Genomic DNA, 17,872 nt, shown 5'->3' on the forward strand with positions numbered 1-17,872 from the left:
AGTTCTGTGGCTACTGCTTTTGCCAGCGAGCATCTACCCCTCGCCCCCGACATTGCAAACGCCCAGCATCTCTCTCCCGGCGCAATAAACGCCGAATCAAATCAATTCCCACTGTCGGACACCTTTCCTGCAACTCTCTAATTGAAAATTCTTGAGGCAAATTGTTAATCGCATCCAATACAATCGCCGTTTTAGTTCCTTTTGCGGATGTAACATATCCCACCCGCTGTTCAAACTCCCGATAAGCTGATAGCAGCATGACTCCCAAGAAATACTCCCACCAAGGTAATAGATTGTGCTGCCCTTCATGCCAATCTTGGGAAGATTGATAAAGCGTATCGTAGTAGCTTTCCTTAGTTCGTTCTACAATCCGTTCTAAACTAATGAATCGTCCTACTTCGTAACCAGCTTTGTACAGCAGCAACAGCGTTAGCAACCTTGCCATTCGCCCGTTTCCATCTAAAAATGGATGAATGCACAAAAAATCTAAAATATAAGTTGGAATTAACAATAAAGGTTCTATCTCGCCCGATTCCCAGAGGCGATTAAACCGTTCTTGCAGGCGTTCCATTGCCGCAGGAGTACCATAAGCGGGAGTAGGTTGAAACCTCACCACTTTAGTCCCGTCAGGATAATTCGCGCTAATTTCATTATCCACTGTTTTCCAGCGCCCACCTGTATTAACAGCAAATTGGTAAAGGTCGCGGTGCAGTTGTAAAATAACACCTGTACTAAAAGGAATGTGAGTATAACTGGTGTGAATTGTAGTTAGCACGTCCCGATAACCCGCAATTTCTTGTTCTGAACGATCGCGCGGCGTTGTTTTTTCTGTTACTAATTTCTTAATGCGTTCTAACGGCACAGTAATGCCTTCAATGCGGTTAGAAGATTCGGTACTCTGAATAACCGCAGCTTGGCGCAAAGTGCCTAAAACTTGTGGGGCTTGTTGTTTGAATAACTCCTGCTTTCCCTTGTACTCTCCAAGCAAACGAATTGTTTGCAGAAGTCTTTGGTTGAGCTGTTGACTTTCAATGAACCCCTCTTCAAATGACAGCATATCTATTTTATCTCCTTTGTATTAATTATAAACATTTATTGCAGTCAATAAGTCGGATATTGCGTGCGCTCGCATCAAAACTTTGAAACCAGATCGCAAGCAGAACCGACGCCAAATCCAGGTAAATAAGTAAGGCGATAGTTGCTTTTAGCCATAGCCCTTGCCTCTCTTGTTGTCCAAGGTTTGACGCTCAGCAAATCGGGTTCAGTTTCCAGTTGCTTTAAATAAAAGCGATCGCCCGTTACAAAGGCGATCGCCTGAGCTAGGAACTTGCAACAGCTCAAAGGAGCCTGAACCACCTGCTTTTCAGTAAACCTAACCACAATCCAATTCCACTCTAAGAATAATTGATTGCGGCGCATATCCCTGTCAGCATCGCAGCAGTGAGTGGGCTTCTTAGATTTGCCAGCATAAGGTTCATCAATCTCGACATCAATTCCGAGTCCAGAGGGAGTGTGAATTACAGTAAAATCTGCTGAATAGCTCCTCTGAGATGACGGAATTTTAAACTCTGCTGCTTGGACAACTTCCTCGAAATATTGCTGCAAATATTGCAAAAAGCGTTGTTCACTCACTCCTTGCCGAGCTTGAGATGTGCCATTAGAACTAACCCGAAGTGACATCAAATCCTTGAGCAATCGATTTCTGTGATGTAAGTCAATTTTTACACTTTTAAAAACTGTCTGCAACCCTTCTTTTCCTAGCTTAAAACTAGAAAATTCCTGCTGTTTGTTGGATAATATCTCTTGTTGGGATAATATCTCTTGTTGGGATAATCTTTTTTGTTGGGATAATATCTCTTGTTGGGATAACATCTCTTGTTGTTTGTACTCAAGAACTTGCTGCTTATACCTGGATACCAGCTTTTGGCGACAACCAAACACATAACTATAAGCAGCCGCAATTAAACATGAATAAGCAGCTACTACCAACAGCACTTCCCACCACAGCCAACCCCAGGAAATAGCTAACAGCGGAAGTACGATCGCACCATAGAGCCAAAACACCCAAATTAACCACAGCCACTTGACAGGTAACACCACAGGTGGTTGAGGCGGAGTCAACAAAACAACAGGTTTCCCGAATTGTTGAGTTTCTTGAAGTTGGGATGAGGTGGCACAACTAGAAGTTACTTCTGGTAAAGGATATTGATGGCAAAACTGCATTACCGCTTTTGGGTAAAAAACTATAGGATAATTCATATTTTCAAATACTCCTTTTTTTTAGAGCGCGGTCGCGCTATTTTTAAGAAAGTTTTTTGAATTGTATGCAAAAACTCACCCAGTCAAACTCACAAAATTTAACTCATTCTCAACCAGGTAGCAAGATTCAAAAGGACAAACAAATCTCTCTTAAATCCGACGAGGCAACAATGGCTGCGCTTACTCAACTCGAAGAACGCCGCGATTATTATCACACCTGCATCAACGGAGGATACTAAGCATGAATTTAGCCACCGCAACGCTTGCTCAAAGTTCAATAACTGCGGCTCAACTTTGGCATCAACTAGAGTCAGCAGAAAGCTCAGAAGAAATTGACCAACTGCTGCAATCCCTTTGGCAAACCCAAGAAACCCAGGAACTTGCTGTTGATGCCCATGCCGACTTAGCCGACCAAATTGATGCCGAAATTGCAGGAATTACAGCCCGGATGCAGTATTTGATAGAGCTGCATTCAAGAGCTCTCAACAAACTCCAGGGGTGGAGAGAACGGTTAGATAAAACCGTTCTCTACTTCAACGAGTGCGGCGTGTTAACTTCCGAAATTATTGGCAAACACCGCCGCATTGCTGTCAAGGAAAATCCCCCTACCTGTGAAGTTTTGATTGACCCATCTCAACTGCCAGAACCCTATCGCCGAGTCGAAACCAAAACCGTAATTTCTGCCGACAAAAAGGCGATTTCAGACGCTTGGAAACAAGGAATGCCTGTAGATGGCACTAGGGTGTTCCGCAAGCGCAAAGTGGTTTACAGCTTGCTTCCCGGTAACAATTTGCACTCTCTTCAAGTCAACCAAACGCTTGAAAGTCGTTCTTCGGATAAAACGCCGTCCAAAAAACGGCGTTAGCCATCTTTTCAGGTGTCACAAATACCTTGATCTGACACCTGAATTGTTAAATATCTCCGAGTTAGACACCTCCGAATTATACCATTTATGAAAAGTCATGCAACAGTAGCAACAGTAGGTTGATTTCGTGAAATAAACCCAACGATGCAGATTGTAGCAAGACTTTTTACAAATGGTATTACAATGTGACACGTTTGTTTTGTAAGAGCGAAGACTTAATTTCGGTCGGTATCTCTTATAAATCAATCCAGTATTGAGGGTTCTCCACTTGTTCTTCGATGACGTTGAATAAGTGTGACGCTCTACCTTTAATAACCCCGTTAGCATCGAGGTTCAAACCTCCCAATTGCTGGCTGTTTTCACCTTCTCCAAAAGCAACACGAGGAAGTGCATCGCTATCGCTATCAGAGAAATAATCCCGTTGGCTTTCCATAGCCGTACTTGTGCGAACTACTTTCACTTTTTTTCTCCACATTGGGATTGTCATCCTGATTGTAACACGCTACTTCTTTCTTCTAAACCCCTCCAATTGGAGGGGGTGAATATCACTCAGTAGCAGGAATTTGTGAAGGAACAACCTTGTCAAAATCTGGACTATTGCTGTGCGTAAGTCCTAAAAATGTAAAAACTAGGATTCAGGAGCTAATCAATGAGCAGAAGAAAACTTACCCCAGAACATCGCTCCACAGAATGGGTAGCTGGGGAAGGACTAAAAATCCCAGTCTTTGATATGTCCTTGACTGACGGTAGAGCAAAGGGGCGGTACCAAGCTGAATCAGAAGTGCTGCGTAACTCCCTGCTTGAACTGCTTTTTGAACCTGAAGAATTAGCATCCCTAACCATCGTTAAACCAGACCCAAATGATAGCAGCTTCGACCCTCTCAAAAACATCGACTTCGGAGATGGTATTACCAGAAGAGTTGCTTTCAGCTCCGGCAAAAATGTGTACTTTGCAGACATTGAACTCTCAACCAAACTGTTGAGCGTATTCAAAACCCAACCCGACCACGCCTGTCGCTACGGCTCACTGCTAGTTAGCAGTTGCAACCAAGGAGCCAAATTGTTAGATAGCTCCCTTGACGGCGAAACCTTGCGACTCAAAATTGTTGATTCTCAAAGCGATGACCAAAGTGAAAAAGCGAAAGCTCATAAGTGGCAAACCGGAGACTGTCACGGTAAAATTTCACCGGCACTAGCCCAACAATTAGGAGGGAATTACAACCGACCTTTTCAATTCAGATTTGCCTGGATGCAGGAATGGGGACAAGAAGACTGCCACACTCCAGAAATTAGCTTTCTTGCCAAAGGAACGCTGTTGCCTGATGCTAATTTAACCTCGGACTTGGGTTATGATATCATCATGGATCGCTCCTCTATCAAAGGAGTTGCCGCATTGCAATTAGCTGAACTTATCCCCTGTGGCGACTACGAATTTCCCAAAGCTATACTGGGAAATCGAGGCAACGCCCAAGTAACTGAATACGAAAATTCCTGGCAATTTTCGATTTGGTATTCCGAAGCAGCTATTGGGGCTGACATAGCCACACCGACCAAAATTGAAGCCCAAAAGCTAGCTGACTTGCAAAATAACCGGCTGCAACTTGCCAAATACTTAGTAGAGCAACACGACAAAAAAGCTGCTTTTCAATCTAGCCTTCACGAAGACAGCAGCGGATTAGAAGACGAAACAGATGAAAAAGCCCAACGCAACGAATCCCGGCTAATTTCAATTTTGAGGAACGACAAACTCGGTCAACTCCTCGACTTTCCCAAAGTCGTCGATTTCATGCAAGAACAACTGGCTAAAAAGTGGAAAGACTTAGCAATTAAAGGAGCAATTCATCACGGTTCAGCAATGGCTCAACCTTGTGAAAACCTCCAACCCGGTACAATTGTTGCCCCCCACTTGCGACACGGCACAGAAGTTATCGTTACCCGATACCCAATTGTCAGTAAAGATAACATCCGCCGCTACACAGTAGACAACAAAAGCCATCCTGAATTAACGCAGTACAAAGGGTGCGTTTTCATTCGCTCTGACCAAGCCATGCAGCACCATCAATGCGATTTTGACGGCGATCAATTAGTGATTACGCCTGCTTCCCGAATGCCGAATATCGCCTCTGAAACCAGGCACGCTAATCAAGAGAATGAGTACGATGCAGTTGAGAAGCGAGAGAAAGTTGACTACAATAAAGCTACCGATAGTAATGGCGATCGCAAGTATACCAAATTGCGGCAAATTGCCGTAGCGATCGCCCAAAATAAAATCGGCTGGGTGGCTACCTTAATCGGGAGAGTGCAATCGTCAGCAGCAGAACCGGGACAGCCAGAAAGTTTATTCAATCAACAGAAGCGGCAGCTTCTTGGAAAGCTATTTGATGCCCTGCAAATTGAAGTGGACAGTCCCAAAAGTGCTACTCGTACCGAAGACCACCACCCCACCTTGTTGTCCAAGGCTAAGCAGTGGTCAGAACAGCACCCAAGCTACCTATTTGATTACAAAGACGACCCCAGGCTTTACAAAACGGTGCCATTACCTATAGGAGACGGCACCGCTATCAATTGCATTGCTAAAGAGGCTGTTAACCCAGAGTGGGAACCGACTCGTCTAAAAAGCCGCCACCGCGACGAGTTTCGCTACCTGTTCGAGTCTCCTTCTGACTTAGATGAGCGAGAAAAATGGGAGAAACATTATGTCAGGTGGGCGCAAGATATTAAGGAACGCTATCGAGAAAGGATGGGCGAAATTCACTTGGAGTGCGGCGGCGATTCTAAGGCAATTAAAGAAGCCGTCAGCAAGTTATACGAGAGCTTAAGAGCCGATGTGACCGAAGCTTGGACTGACCCTGAAGAACGGTTTTTAGCTGCTAGTGCGATGTGGCACGTCGAAACCGCAAATCCCAACTTAGAAGTCCCTCGCAAAGCTTGTAAGGAACTTTCTCGCCAACTGCTGATTGAATTCAACCTTGAACCTGAGTACGAGCGACTCCACGAAGCAATGCCAAAAGACACTTACGTTCTGAGTGTCCCTTTCGAGGAATTTGAACGGGACGGCAACAATAAAACTGTCAGGGATAAGAAGCGACAGCCAGTTGGCAAAGACTTAGCTGGACATTGGAAAGAATTGTTAGACAGCAAAGGTATTAAATATGAAGCAACTTTGCATCCGAGCCTGCCAATGGTCAATTTTGCCTTAATTGAACCCAGCGACAAACTGGTGGGAATTCTTGAGAAGAAGTTTGGCGGGAATGCCAACGACATCGACAGTTTAGACTTAACTTACCGGGATGGTCTTGGTCGCACCAAAGATGTCAGTTCACGCATTGTAGCTCCTGCTGATTATACTTGGCTTGAGTCCCAAAACCAAACACCTAAAGCAGCATTGGTTCTCAACTTGTTTACAGATGAAATTTGCCAGCAGTTGCAAACCTTTCAGTTTGACAGAGCTGAACTGATTGGACAGAAGTACAATGACTTGAAAGATGTTGACTTTAGTTCTCCTAAATGGAGGCAGAAAACATTGACTTTTGAGGTGGGTTCTGTTAGCGGTACCGATTCAAGGCGCGACGGCAGCCCTATTGTCCTCCTTGATGGACAAGAGCTAGCCATGTTCTCTGCTAATTCACCTAAATTGCCAATCGGCACTACCTTTGAGGCCACTATTGAACCCTCGCCTAAAGGCAGCGCTCTGATCTTAAACATCAACCCTAGCTCTGTACAACTAATTGAATCAGTTGAGGAACTTTCAGAAGTCGCGCCAACCCCTTGTCAAGACCGATCGCAATCCGTATCGCCAACTCCTTGTCAAGAGCGACCGCTTGTATCGTCAACCCCTACCCAAAAGCGATCGCAATCCGTATCGCCAACCCCTACCCAAAACAAACCGCCATCTCAACCCGAAAACATTGCTGCCAGCCCCGCCCACCTCTCACAATTGCTGAAAGATGCGATTTCTGAAGCATATAACCAAACTGGAGAAACTAAAATTCCTGTGGGAAACTGGACAGCTTTTATTAGCAAATCTCGCAATAATGTTAGGTGTTTAGTCAGAGATGAAGCTGATAATCCGGTCTTGGCTGCTGACTTGAAAACAGGTGAAATCATTAAGAAACTTTCTGACAACAGCAGCTCTCAGTTTATCAAATACCTCAGAGAGGTTGATGCTGAATTAGCTTCTACATCTTCAAAAAAAAGAGATGCAGATACACAACTTTAACATCAACTACCGCACAGCTAAGAGCGGGTAGGTGTGAACACCAGGAAAGCTCGTTGACCGAACAGTTAGTTTTTTAGTGAGTTTCAAACAGGGGATAAGCTGTCGCGCCTTTAAATTGTATACTTCAATCTTTGTGGGAAAAGCGTCAAAGTTTCTCCCCCTCTCCCCTTCTCTTTCTCCCCCTCCCCAACCAACAGATACTTTAGATGCGTAGCAGCTTAATTATTAGTGGGCGACGATTCCCCCTCCGATTGGAGGGGGTCAGTTTAACTCCCCAAAACCGCACTTTAGAGTGAAGTCACTAGCCACACTGCTCGAATTTCATGGGAAATATCCACTCACGCCGCCACAAAGATTATGGCTACAAAAACAGCATACCGAAGCCGAAGCCAGGGAAACTACATCACCCCTAACACAGCCGAGGGCAAGAAAATCCTCAACTACCTAAGAAATCGCTGCGAGAAAGCTTTAGATTACTGCCTGGAAAACGGACTCACCAGCGTAGAAGATTTTGCCGATGCAATTGAAGAACTAACGGAAGCAGATGGCAAACCTGGCATTAGCGTGGAGGTCAAGCACAACGGACTCGTCCTCAGTTTGAGCGATAGGCCCGAGTACGGCTCTACCACAGGAAAGTACATGATGGAACACTTGGGAGAGCCGGACGACAACCGATTTACTAAAACAGGAATTGAGGCGTTACTCGATTCGCCTCGAACTAAAACAAGGTCTAAAAAAGACAATTTACTAGATGAATTGGATGATGAGCAACCCTCCCCCAAGTCTAAATCAAAAGCGACAACCAAGTCTAAAAAAGACGATTTACTAGATGAATTGGAGGATGATGAACCCTCCTCCACGTCTAAATCAAAAGCGACAACCAAGTCTAAAAAAGACGATTTGCTAGATGAATTAGAGGATGATGAACCCTCGCGTCGCTCGAAATTTAAAGCCAATACCAAATCACAAAAGAATGAAAGAGCAAGTTGGGAGGATGACGAGCCATCACCCAACTCTAAAACCAAAACTAGACCTCCCAAAGATGACCTAGAGGAGTTGGATTCGGAGGAACCACTGGTTAAATCTAAAGCCTTAAACCGCTCTCCGAGAAATCAACTAAGTGAGTTAGATGAGTTTGAAGTCAAAGAACCTCAACCTAAAGCTAAGCCTCAAACTAAAAGCCACCTTCAAAACTCTGAGCGAGAAGATTTGGAAGACGAAGAATTATCAGCTAAATCCCAAACCAAAAGAAAACTTCAGACAGATGAAGCGGTAGAAGCTACGGAATCCTTAGCAGCCACACCTTCAAAAACCCGAACGAGCCAACAGCGACCTCAAGGCAAAAAATCAAACGACCAGAACATCGATAGTATCCTCGATGCTGCTGTACAAGTTAGTGGTAGAACAGCCATTTCTGGAAATGAGGTAGAAGGTACAACTGTCAGCGGTATGAGCGGTCAAGTTGCGGTTCTCGCTACTCTGATTGGCAAAAAAGCAGCTTCTCAAATTATAGAAGCTGCTCTTGGGGCTGGAAAAGAGCGCCAAGTTGCCGGTATTGTCAAAAGGCTCCAAGCTCAAAGCCAGCGGGCTGACTCGCTCTCCCAGCGAGTTACCAACTTGGTTGAAGCGGATTCAGTTGCAGATGCAATGGTCGAATCCGAAGCTTTACCGATAGCTGAACCGGAGCCAGAACCGGAACAAAACATCTTACCTGAACCGGATGCCGAATTTGTGTCAACACCCGGTATGCTCTTAGCTAAAGCTGTTAGCAAAGTTCACGGAAAAGTTGATAAAATTTCCGGCAGTGTGAGAGACAACACTTCTGAAAAAACGGCTGCTATTAAGATTGACACAGAGGCGAGTTTTGAAGAACAACTCGTACAAATAAATGAAGCACTCAACCGACTTGAAAAGCGACTCGATACCCTAGAAGAGCGAATAGAAGCTTTAGAGAACAAACTTTCTCTTCAAAAAAGCGAGACAGGCGTTCAAGCTGGCGATGCAAAATTAGAACCGCCCGACAGCTCGACTCCATCCCTCAGCGACCAATTCGTACAAAACGGAACAGAAATAGGTGAAAAAATTTCATTGGAATCAACAATCCCAGCTAGCAGCAGCGCTAGCGCTACTGCTAAAAAAATCACTGTGACAGCCCCAAATCTTATTCAGGACGCGCAACTTGCAGCAACACTGGCAAAAATTTACAGCCTAGCTGAAGAAGAAGCAAATGCGGAAGGCATTGCATTAGAAGACGGCGTAGATTTTGGACAAGCCAAACTTTATGTAACAAATTTTGACTTCTCTACCGCTGTCAGCTTAAAAACTAAGGAAGGCGAGGAAATGTTCTCAGCTTTACAGGATAAAACTGGAGAATGGGAAGTTACAAACGACTTCCTGAAACCTGAAGAAAAAGAAGAACTCGACCGCTTAAAGATTTTTCAACAAGCTCTCAACCAAGAGCGGCTAGCTGAAATGGTAAAGAGAAGCGGTCAGGATGAAGTCAGCTTTACCGATTCCCAGGGTTCGCGCCTCGACTTTGAAGTCGAATTCAGCGATAAATCCAAGTCGAAGGGTACTGTCAAAGGCTTTAACTCTCACAGCGAAATAGTTTTTGAGGCTAGCCTCCAAAAAGGTAATCTTGAGGTACTTCTGTGCGACATTCCACCAGAAGTAGTAGAAAATCTCCTCTCCCAACAGCAACTTGCTCCAAACCAGAACTCCAACAAGCAGGAAGCGAGAAAAACTGAGACCGAAATGGAAATTTGAAATAACTTTTTTCACTTGCACCCTCCATTTGGAGGGGGTCACTCTCACTGTATAAAATCACCTTTTTTGGCGATTTTGCAGGAATTAGATGCAACTTAAATTAGCATTAAAGCACTAATTTAATCGAGATAGTGACATGGCTACTTACTTAGACCAAACAAGAAATGAACGAAACCGCAACTCATTATCACGCTGGTTAAAACAACAGAAAATCAAACTGGGCGACATTCCATTCCTCGGCATTTGCCTAACCTCACTCATCTACTTCAGCATTCAAGACCCGCTCTTAATTGCGACTTTAGGCTGCTCCAGCATTGTGTTTTTGAGTTTATGGCATCTCACTAGAGCTATTCCCATTGTAGAGCGATACATAGGCTGCAAAATTCGTTTTTGGCACATTGCCACTGCCATTATCACCTCTACGGCACTTTGCTCCGTACTCGATTCCCCAGCCAACGCCCTCTTCCTCTCCGGCTTAGAAGAATTTATGCAAGAACTCGCAGAAGGAGCCTCTTCAGCAGGAGGCGAAGCTATTGATGCCGAAGTCATCGAACTGATTTTCAACTTAATTCGCGGAGCATTTCTTTTGTTAGTAGCAGCCGCTTCTCTTTTCGCCTACAACCAAGCACAACAAGGTAACGACTGGAGACCAATTGTTACCCAAGTTGCCTTAGCCTTTGCCATTGTAATTGCCGTTGACGTAATAACTTTTCTGTTCGTTGGCAATGGCGGAGGAGGCGGAGCTTAGGGAAGAATGGGAGAGTGGGAGAAGGGGAGAGTGGGGGAGTGGGAGAGGGGGAGAGTGGGAGAAGTTTGAAAACTTGCAACAACCCGATAAAAACTAGAGGGCTTCAACATCTAACATATACTCACCCAATTGAATAGAAAAGAGGGATTATGTAACTGCAATCTACCTGAAAATTCAAACAGCTTGCTGTTTACTGCACACATCTAATCTCCCACTCTTTCACTCTTTCACTCTTTCACTCTCCCCCTCTTCCCCTCCCACACTCTCCCCCTCTCCTCCTCTCCCTCTCTCCCCCTCTTCCACTCTTTCGTTCACCGACTCTTAGTATGGTTTTTTGGCACTGGAAGGAGCCACATAGAAGGGTTATTAATCATGTTGACCAGTGTACCCAGTATTTGATTGTAATGTTGATACAGCTCTCTACCAACCTGAACATCCAAGTAATTGCATCTAACAGCGAATTCAATCCAAGTTTGAGTTTCAGCAGCTTCAGCTTCAGAATCACTTAATTTGGATACAAAAGCTCCTTCATAACGCCGTTTACGCCATGCCTCAGACAAATTGGCACAAACAGAACGCGAAGACCGACGAATTTGATCTGTCAATGAATATCGTTCCTCAATAGGAAACTTTTTAGAGAGTTCAAAAATCTGCATAGCCACATCTAATGCAAGTTGATACACTTCTAAATCTCGGTGGGATTGAATTGGTTTTCTGTTCATTTCAAACTCTAATTTCTTAACTCCACTTTCTATTATCCCCTCTCCGAATCACCCCCTCTCCCCCTCTCCCCCTCCCCCCCTCTCCCCCTCCTCTTTCCCTTCCCCTATTACCATGCTTAAAGACCCAGATAAAGACTTTATTTCCGTCAACAAAATTCTCGGCAAACAAGCCAGCATCGGCATCATTCCAGCGGAACAGCTAATTCCCTGGATGCTAATCACTGTAATTTCCTACATCCTCACCAACGGCCTATTCAGCTTAGGAATGCCTTGGTTTTTCATCACTACTTTCTGGCTCATTGTAAGCTGGTGGCTCCTGACAGGTAACAAACCTCACCTTTTTGTAGACAGGTTTAGACCTCCGCCGGGGAATGAGTGGTACAACGGCAATCTTTTATACCTTTCTCCCGTTCCCCAACACCGACCAAACCCGATTCGCCACCGAATCAGCGATGCACAAGTCCGAGTCAAACTTAAACCCAAAGTTGCTCCCACTCAACAAGGAGGTAACAGCCGACTTATGCCCTTCCAAAACTACCAAAACCTCCTGTGTTTAGTCACTATCAAAAAGGATGGTCGAGAAGTTTCTGGTTACTTACTGAATGAAGGCAGTCAATACCAAATTGTATTCGGATTCGAGACGGCTGGCTTTCACAACATTCTCTACCGCCATGAAGTAAACAATGCAGCCACCGCCTTAGAAGAAGGGCTAAAAGATATTCCCCCAGGCGAAAAAATGACCTTTCATACCGGCTGCTACAGCAGCGATTGCCTTCGCCAGCAACAGTTAACTCAATTGGCTGACAACTGTCACCTCAAACCCATTTCTGTACTCGTTCGTAACGAACAGAAACGCATTCAAGAACTCAACTTAGCAGGCACCCGACAACTGTGGAACCAAACTATTTTCTGCACTTGGACATTCAACGCTCAATCTGGCTCCAAATCCAACGACCCTCTGAGTAAATTCATCAATGGAATTATCAACACAGCCAACAGCATTGCTGCACAATTTACAGGCAACCAGCGCATCTACTCTGAACGCTTTTACAAACAACTGCTGCTCGATGCTTTCGAGCAAGGCTACATCCGGTGGGAACTCTTGCTAAACACCAAAATTGGACTGGAAATTCAACCCATGAATGCCCAAGCATTGTGGGGATGGCTGTGGCAAAAATTCAACAGCGCACCCGTACCCCCTATTCCCCAACTTCTCACCTTAAAAGAAACCGCCTCCGACTACAAACTAACCGAAACCCTCAACAGTCACAAACACGCCTGCACCATTTTAATTGAAGGTATGAGCGGCCGTTCGAGCTGCCCGGAACACAGAAAAGCTAGCTCACGCATTTTGCTTCCTGGGAGAAACACGGAATGTGGCGTGCTAACAATGGAAGAGGGCCCCGGCGGCTGGCTCAATACCAGAGAGCAACTGCAATGGCTCTGGAAAATTATGAGCAACAGCTACGTCCGCGATACTGAAGCCGTTGTCGAAATTAGCGCCGCTCCCAACTTTATTATTCAAGACAACTTAGCAAGGCAAGCTAAACAATCTAAAACTGCCAAAAAACGCGCTTTAGAAAAAGGTCAAGGTCGCGATGTAGGAGCAGAAGTCAAACAGGAAGAATCCTTTGAAGCCCAGAAAAAAATGTACAAAGGTGCAAGAGCAATTCACGCTGCTGTCACCTTCTTAGTCTACCGACCAACCCCGGAGCAACTAACACACGCTTGCCAAATGCTCTCTCACAGCTTCGGCTCTGCCAAGGTATTAAGAGAGCGCAACATTGCTTGGCAACTGTGGCTAGAAACTTTGCCCATTACTGTAAGCTGGCTGTTGCACAGCAGTTCGCTAATTAACGAACGCCGCCTCACCTTAGACACCGAAACTGTCCCCGGTATTTTGCCCTTAACTGCTGTAAGGGACATCGACTCAAAAGGAGTTGAATTCATCACCAAAGGCGGCAAACCCGTGTACGTTGACCTCATGCACAACCAAACCAGCCGCGCCGTTATAACAGGCGAGTCTGGTTGCGGTAAAAGTGTTTTGGGATGGCGATTTGCAGCCGATGCAATAGCCGCTAATATCCCAGTAGTCGGTATGGACATCTCCGCAGGAAGCGGCAGTACCTTTGAGACAGCAGTGAAACTGTTAGGCGACGACGGTGCGTACTACGACATCACCTCTGGCAGCTCGAATCTACTCGAAATACCCGATTTGAGGCGTTTTGACAGAGAAGAGCGATCGCGCCGACTAGACCAATGGAAAGAGTTTATCAGAAAAGCGCTGACTATTATCAGCATGGGTAAAGTCCGCGACCCAAAATTAGCGCAGCGAGTCGATGCCATTTTGCTGCTAACTCTGAAAAAATTTCTGGAAGACCCAGACATTATCGAGCGCTACAATACTGCCTTTGAAAAAGGCTGGAAATCGACCGCGTGGCAAGAAATGCCAACCCTCACAAACCTCCTGAAATTCTGCACAAAAGAACAACTAAACCTACAAAACTTTACCGACTTCGACCGCATTGCCATCAACCAAATTATCACTCAATGCAACGCATTACTAGCCTCACCTTTAGGGAAAGCAATTGGCAGACCGAGTACATTTTCACCCGAACCCGCTGTTAAGTTTTTTGCCCTTAGCGGTTTGGGTAACGAACAAGACCAGTATTTAATGGCCATTAACGCCCATGCTGCTTGCATCCGTAACGCACTTTCTCACCCTAAAAGCCTATTTATCGGAGACGAACTTTCGATTTTGTTTAAGAAAGACGGATTTGCTGAAGTAGTAGGCGAACTCTGTGCAGTGGGTAGAAAAAATGGCATTTCAGTGCTCTTGCTATCCCAAGATATCGACAGTATTTGCGATTGTAGTGCGGGAACTATGATTATGCAAAACATGGTGTATCGAATTACCGGAAGATTGACATCAAACGGAGCCACTTCTTGGATAAAAAATTTGGGATATCCGGCTGAAATTATTAGCCAGAATGCCACAGAAGCTTTCCTTCCCAGAGCGGCCGACCTTTATTCCAATTGGCTAATTGAAAAAGGAGGTCGTTTCTGGCAAAGCCGATACTATCCAGGCGAAATGATATTAGCAAGTGTGGCTAACAATCAAGCTGAATTGATGGCTCGTGCGCGAATGATGGCTCAATATCCCAATACGTTAAAAGGGCAATTGCTAGCACTCAAACAATTTGCCTCTGAATACGTACAAGCTGTTAAAGAAGGACGTTCATTAACCAATATTGGCAAGAATGCAGTCACTGATATCAATGGACACAAATCCCCTCAAGACCTTATTGCTAGCTAGACGGAGAAAAACCGATGAAATCACCGAAATTGCTTGTTAAACTTGCCCTCGGCATTCCTGCAATTTGGCTGAGCTTAATACTAAATTCTGTTGAAGCAAAAGCTCAAACCTCTGACAGCAATCCGACTGCAACACAGCTTCCCAGCTTAAACAATCCTAACAGCAGCACTTTCAACCGCTCCAGCTTCACAGTTCCCAATCAACAAATAGAAAGCCAAATCCAACAATCAGCTAATAACTTCTTGAGCAACCCGAAAGAAATAGGAGGTATAGAAAACACAATTAGCGACATAACAGGCGAAATTTCCGATACCATCTCCACCATCTCCGACAGCATCTCAGGCATCTGGGACAATTTGTTAAATAAAGTCGAAAAATTTAGCAGTGAAATAGAGTCAACCCTCTCTTCATTCCTGGGAGAATTGAAAGTTCCAGACCTAAAAGAAGCAGTTAAAAGCATAATGGACGGCAACACCTCCGAAAGCGAAGGGACAAAACTATCCGCTGCTTTAGAGAAGAGACCGCAAGATTCTTACAGCCTCAAAGAGAATACCGCAGAACTCGCAGAAAGAGAAAGTGCTGTCAGTGAAGCCAATAAAGCCACTCTCAGTAAAGAAGCTCAACAAAAGCAAGCGACTCTGAAAGAAATTGTCCAGCAAAACGTAGAGCAAACTCATCGCGAGAGCCAAAATTCAATGGAATTGGGTGCTGATTCAGAAGGTCAAGATGTCACACAGAACATTATGAGAAACATATCTCAACAAAGTGCGATCGCAGCTAAGCAAGCAGCCTTATCAGCAGAAAATCAAAGTGCCTTAGTCATGCAGGGCCAGCAAGCTCAAATCGATCGCAGTTTTGCCAACATTCTCAACGCTCAACAAGCTGAAGAACTCAACGAAATTAACACAGCCCAGAGACGGCAGGATGCTGCGGCGGCTACCGCTTCTTCTACTCAAGCCGGACTGTTTCAAATGCCCGGAGGCATAACCCTGGGGGCAAGCGAAGACTGAAATCACAAAAAGGAGACACCGCGATGCTGACACAACTAATCGCCCAAACTAGCACAGCAGGACAAGCCCTGGACACTCTCTCAGATGCCATAGAAGTCTCTCAAAAAACCGTCGAATCCTGGAATTTAGTTTGGTTTAACACCTTCAACACTCAAGAATCCTCTCTCTGGATTGCCTTAGTCAAACTAGGACTAATTCTGGCGGGAATATCTGTTACTTACCTCGCTGTCACCAGTGGCAAAGAAATCATCGAAAAACAGTCTTGGTCAGAGCTAGTAGCCATGTTTATCTGGCCACTCGTAATTGTAGTATTTCTCAGCAACAACGGTAAAGTCTTAGCTGAAAGCGTCAAATTCATCAAAGCTGTAGGCAGCACTCAAGTTCAAGAAATTATGAAAATTCAAGTCGGAGAAATGACCTTCAGAACGGCCCTGAGTGACGTTAACCTCACCAGTGCTGGAAAAGAAGAGATTGAGAAACTCTACAGCGAATGTCAGGGCAAAGTTGGATCAGCTTTAGTGGAATGTTGGAACAGCAAAAAACAGCCAGCTCAACAAATCCTCCAGGCAGCCGAACAGCAAAATGGAGGACCTCTCAAAAGCTTGCAGCGATTTGTCGAAAACTTAGGCAATGTTGCCAATCTTCAGGATATAGGAAATGGCGATTTTGCAGGACAAGTTTTTAGGTCTACTGTCTTGCCCATCATTCGCTTAATTCTTAGATCAGTACAGTGGGCATTTGTCAATATTTTAGAAGCAGCATTGTTGCTAACAGCTTTATTCGGACCTCTGGCAATGGGTTTATCACTATTGCCACTACAAGGAAAACCTATCTGGGCTTGGCTAATAGGATTTATGTCGTTATTTGGAGTGCAATTGGGGTACAACATCGTCGTTGGATTAGTCGCTGTAGTGATTGTCAAATCCGATGCAGAGTTAGTTACAGATATCGCCTTTTTATTTTTTTTAGCTGTGTTTTCTCCCGTTCTAGCCGTGTTAATAGCCAAGGGTGGAGGAACTGCTTTGTACAGTGCGATCGCCAATAGCACCAAACAGCTTACAGATATTGCCAGTAACGCGATCGGCGTTATTGCCGGAAAACTAATCTAGGGCAAGGAAATTCCGATAGCTTTTTCTTCACCGAACCGAGTTGTTACTCACTACTCAAACCCAGTTTGCCAATCCATTCCCTCCCTATCTCCCTATTCTCTATCCCCCATCTCCCCATCCCTTCGATAATATGAAATTTCCACAATCACAACCCTTACTCCCTGAATCTAAAAACACCTTAGCCTTGTGCTTTGTTCTACTAACAAGCTTTGTTTTCCTCCTGACAATTACTGTTTTAGTGAATACAGTCAGTTTGAGAGCCTTATCTCAAAGAAAAGTTACCTTTGTCCAGTTAAAAGACGGAACCGCAGCACGAATTGCAGAACAAGATGAACTGTACAGAGAGCCGAAAATTATCCAAAATTTTGTATCCAGTTGGGTGAATTTAACCTGGGCTTGGTCAGGCAAAATTCCCGGCACAAATGACCCCGACCCCGGCATTAAAGTTAAAGGTTCCCAAGTTCCTACAACTGCTTGGATGGGTTCCTTGATGATGGAATCAGAGTTTGGTAAAGCTTCTCTTGTTGAACTTGCCAAACTCGTTCCCAACACCATCTATTCAGGAAAAACCCGCTCAGGAGTTTATATCTCTCACATCTCAGAACCGAGAGAAATAAAAAGAGGAGTTTGGGAAATAGATGTAATTGCTACTCGCGTCGTGCTGGAACAAGGCATTGGAGAAAGCCGAGAACAGTTTAATCGAACCTTCACCGTCAAAGCCGTAGAAATTCCCAAATCGCCTCTCAAAGAAAACGCTAATGAATTAGAGAAGACTATTCACTCTTTGAGAGCAGCCGGATTAGAAATTTCCCGAATTGTCGAATTCAAACCATAGAAGAGGAAAGAGACATGGAAAGA

13 protein-coding genes are annotated in these 17,872 nt (G+C 44.8%); 9 read left to right on the plus strand and 4 right to left on the minus strand.

Annotated elements, in window-relative coordinates:
• Positions 1-10 precede the first annotated feature (10 nt).
• Positions 11-1,057 (minus strand): Fic family protein, encoded by a 1,047-nt coding sequence (locus QUA07_RS02750; protein WP_333322441.1) that lies wholly within the window; start codon positions 1,055-1,057, stop codon positions 11-13.
• 74 nt (positions 1,058-1,131) lie between these two features.
• Complete coding sequence (locus tag QUA07_RS02755; RefSeq protein ID WP_333322444.1) at positions 1,132-2,259, minus strand: hypothetical protein; 1,128 nt, start codon at positions 2,257-2,259, stop codon at positions 1,132-1,134.
• Positions 2,260-2,324: 65 nt separating this feature from the next.
• Between QUA07_RS02755 and QUA07_RS02760 the strand changes: the two genes are divergently transcribed.
• Together QUA07_RS02760 and QUA07_RS02765 are read left to right on the plus strand one after the other, a co-directional pair.
• Entirely contained in the window at positions 2,325-2,498 is a 174-nt protein-coding gene (locus QUA07_RS02760; protein WP_194060205.1) for a hypothetical protein, read from the plus strand.
• Positions 2,499-2,500: 2 nt separating this feature from the next.
• A complete protein-coding gene (locus tag QUA07_RS02765) occupies positions 2,501-3,124 on the plus strand; it encodes a siphovirus Gp157 family protein (protein ID WP_333322450.1) in 624 nt (207 codons plus the stop codon).
• A 235-nt stretch (positions 3,125-3,359) separates the two neighbouring features.
• Here QUA07_RS02765 and QUA07_RS02770 read toward each other — a convergent pair whose 3' ends face one another.
• Positions 3,360-3,599, minus strand: coding sequence for a hypothetical protein (locus QUA07_RS02770; RefSeq protein WP_333322453.1), 240 nt, complete (start codon positions 3,597-3,599; stop codon positions 3,360-3,362).
• Between the two features lie 174 nt (positions 3,600-3,773).
• Here QUA07_RS02770 and QUA07_RS02775 point away from each other — a divergent pair, with 174 nt between their 5' ends.
• The 3 genes from QUA07_RS02775 to QUA07_RS02785 all read left to right on the plus strand — a co-directional run bounded on the left by QUA07_RS02775 (position 3,774) and on the right by QUA07_RS02785 (position 10,857).
• Complete coding sequence (locus tag QUA07_RS02775; protein ID WP_333322457.1) at positions 3,774-7,343, plus strand: hypothetical protein; 3,570 nt, start codon at positions 3,774-3,776, stop codon at positions 7,341-7,343.
• Between the two features lie 357 nt (positions 7,344-7,700).
• Positions 7,701-10,109 (plus strand): hypothetical protein, encoded by a 2,409-nt coding sequence (locus QUA07_RS02780; protein ID WP_333322460.1) that lies wholly within the window; start codon positions 7,701-7,703, stop codon positions 10,107-10,109.
• A 136-nt stretch (positions 10,110-10,245) separates the two neighbouring features.
• Complete coding sequence (locus QUA07_RS02785) at positions 10,246-10,857, plus strand: hypothetical protein (protein WP_333322464.1); 612 nt, start codon at positions 10,246-10,248, stop codon at positions 10,855-10,857.
• Positions 10,858-11,168: 311 nt separating this feature from the next.
• On the opposite strand, the gene QUA07_RS02790 is transcribed toward QUA07_RS02785, so the two are convergent.
• The gene (locus QUA07_RS02790) at positions 11,169-11,579 is read right to left on the minus strand and encodes a four helix bundle protein (RefSeq protein WP_333322468.1); all 411 of its coding nucleotides are present in this window, start codon (positions 11,577-11,579) and stop codon (positions 11,169-11,171) included.
• 112 nt (positions 11,580-11,691) lie between these two features.
• On the opposite strand from QUA07_RS02790, the gene QUA07_RS02795 reads away from it, so the two are divergent.
• The 4 genes from QUA07_RS02795 (at position 11,692) to QUA07_RS02810 (ending at position 17,849) form a co-directional block, all read left to right on the plus strand.
• Positions 11,692-14,895: a hypothetical protein gene (locus QUA07_RS02795; RefSeq protein ID WP_333322470.1), complete on the plus strand. Its 3,204-nt coding sequence runs from the start codon at positions 11,692-11,694 to the stop codon at positions 14,893-14,895.
• Positions 14,896-14,909: 14 nt separating this feature from the next.
• Positions 14,910-15,905 carry a hypothetical protein gene (locus QUA07_RS02800; RefSeq protein ID WP_333322473.1) on the plus strand — a complete coding sequence of 332 codons (996 nt, stop codon included), beginning with the start codon at positions 14,910-14,912 and terminating at the stop codon, positions 15,903-15,905.
• 23 nt (positions 15,906-15,928) lie between these two features.
• The gene (locus QUA07_RS02805; protein WP_333048758.1) at positions 15,929-17,014 is read left to right on the plus strand and encodes a hypothetical protein; all 1,086 of its coding nucleotides are present in this window, start codon (positions 15,929-15,931) and stop codon (positions 17,012-17,014) included.
• 238 nt (positions 17,015-17,252) lie between these two features.
• Positions 17,253-17,849 carry a hypothetical protein gene (locus QUA07_RS02810; protein ID WP_150111742.1) on the plus strand — a complete coding sequence of 199 codons (597 nt, stop codon included), beginning with the start codon at positions 17,253-17,255 and terminating at the stop codon, positions 17,847-17,849.
• The last annotated feature ends 23 nt before the right edge of the window (positions 17,850-17,872 follow it).

It is taken from the genome of Microcoleus sp. T3_A4 (genome assembly GCF_036700465.1).
GTDB lineage: Bacteria > Cyanobacteriota > Cyanobacteriia > Cyanobacteriales > Microcoleaceae > Microcoleus.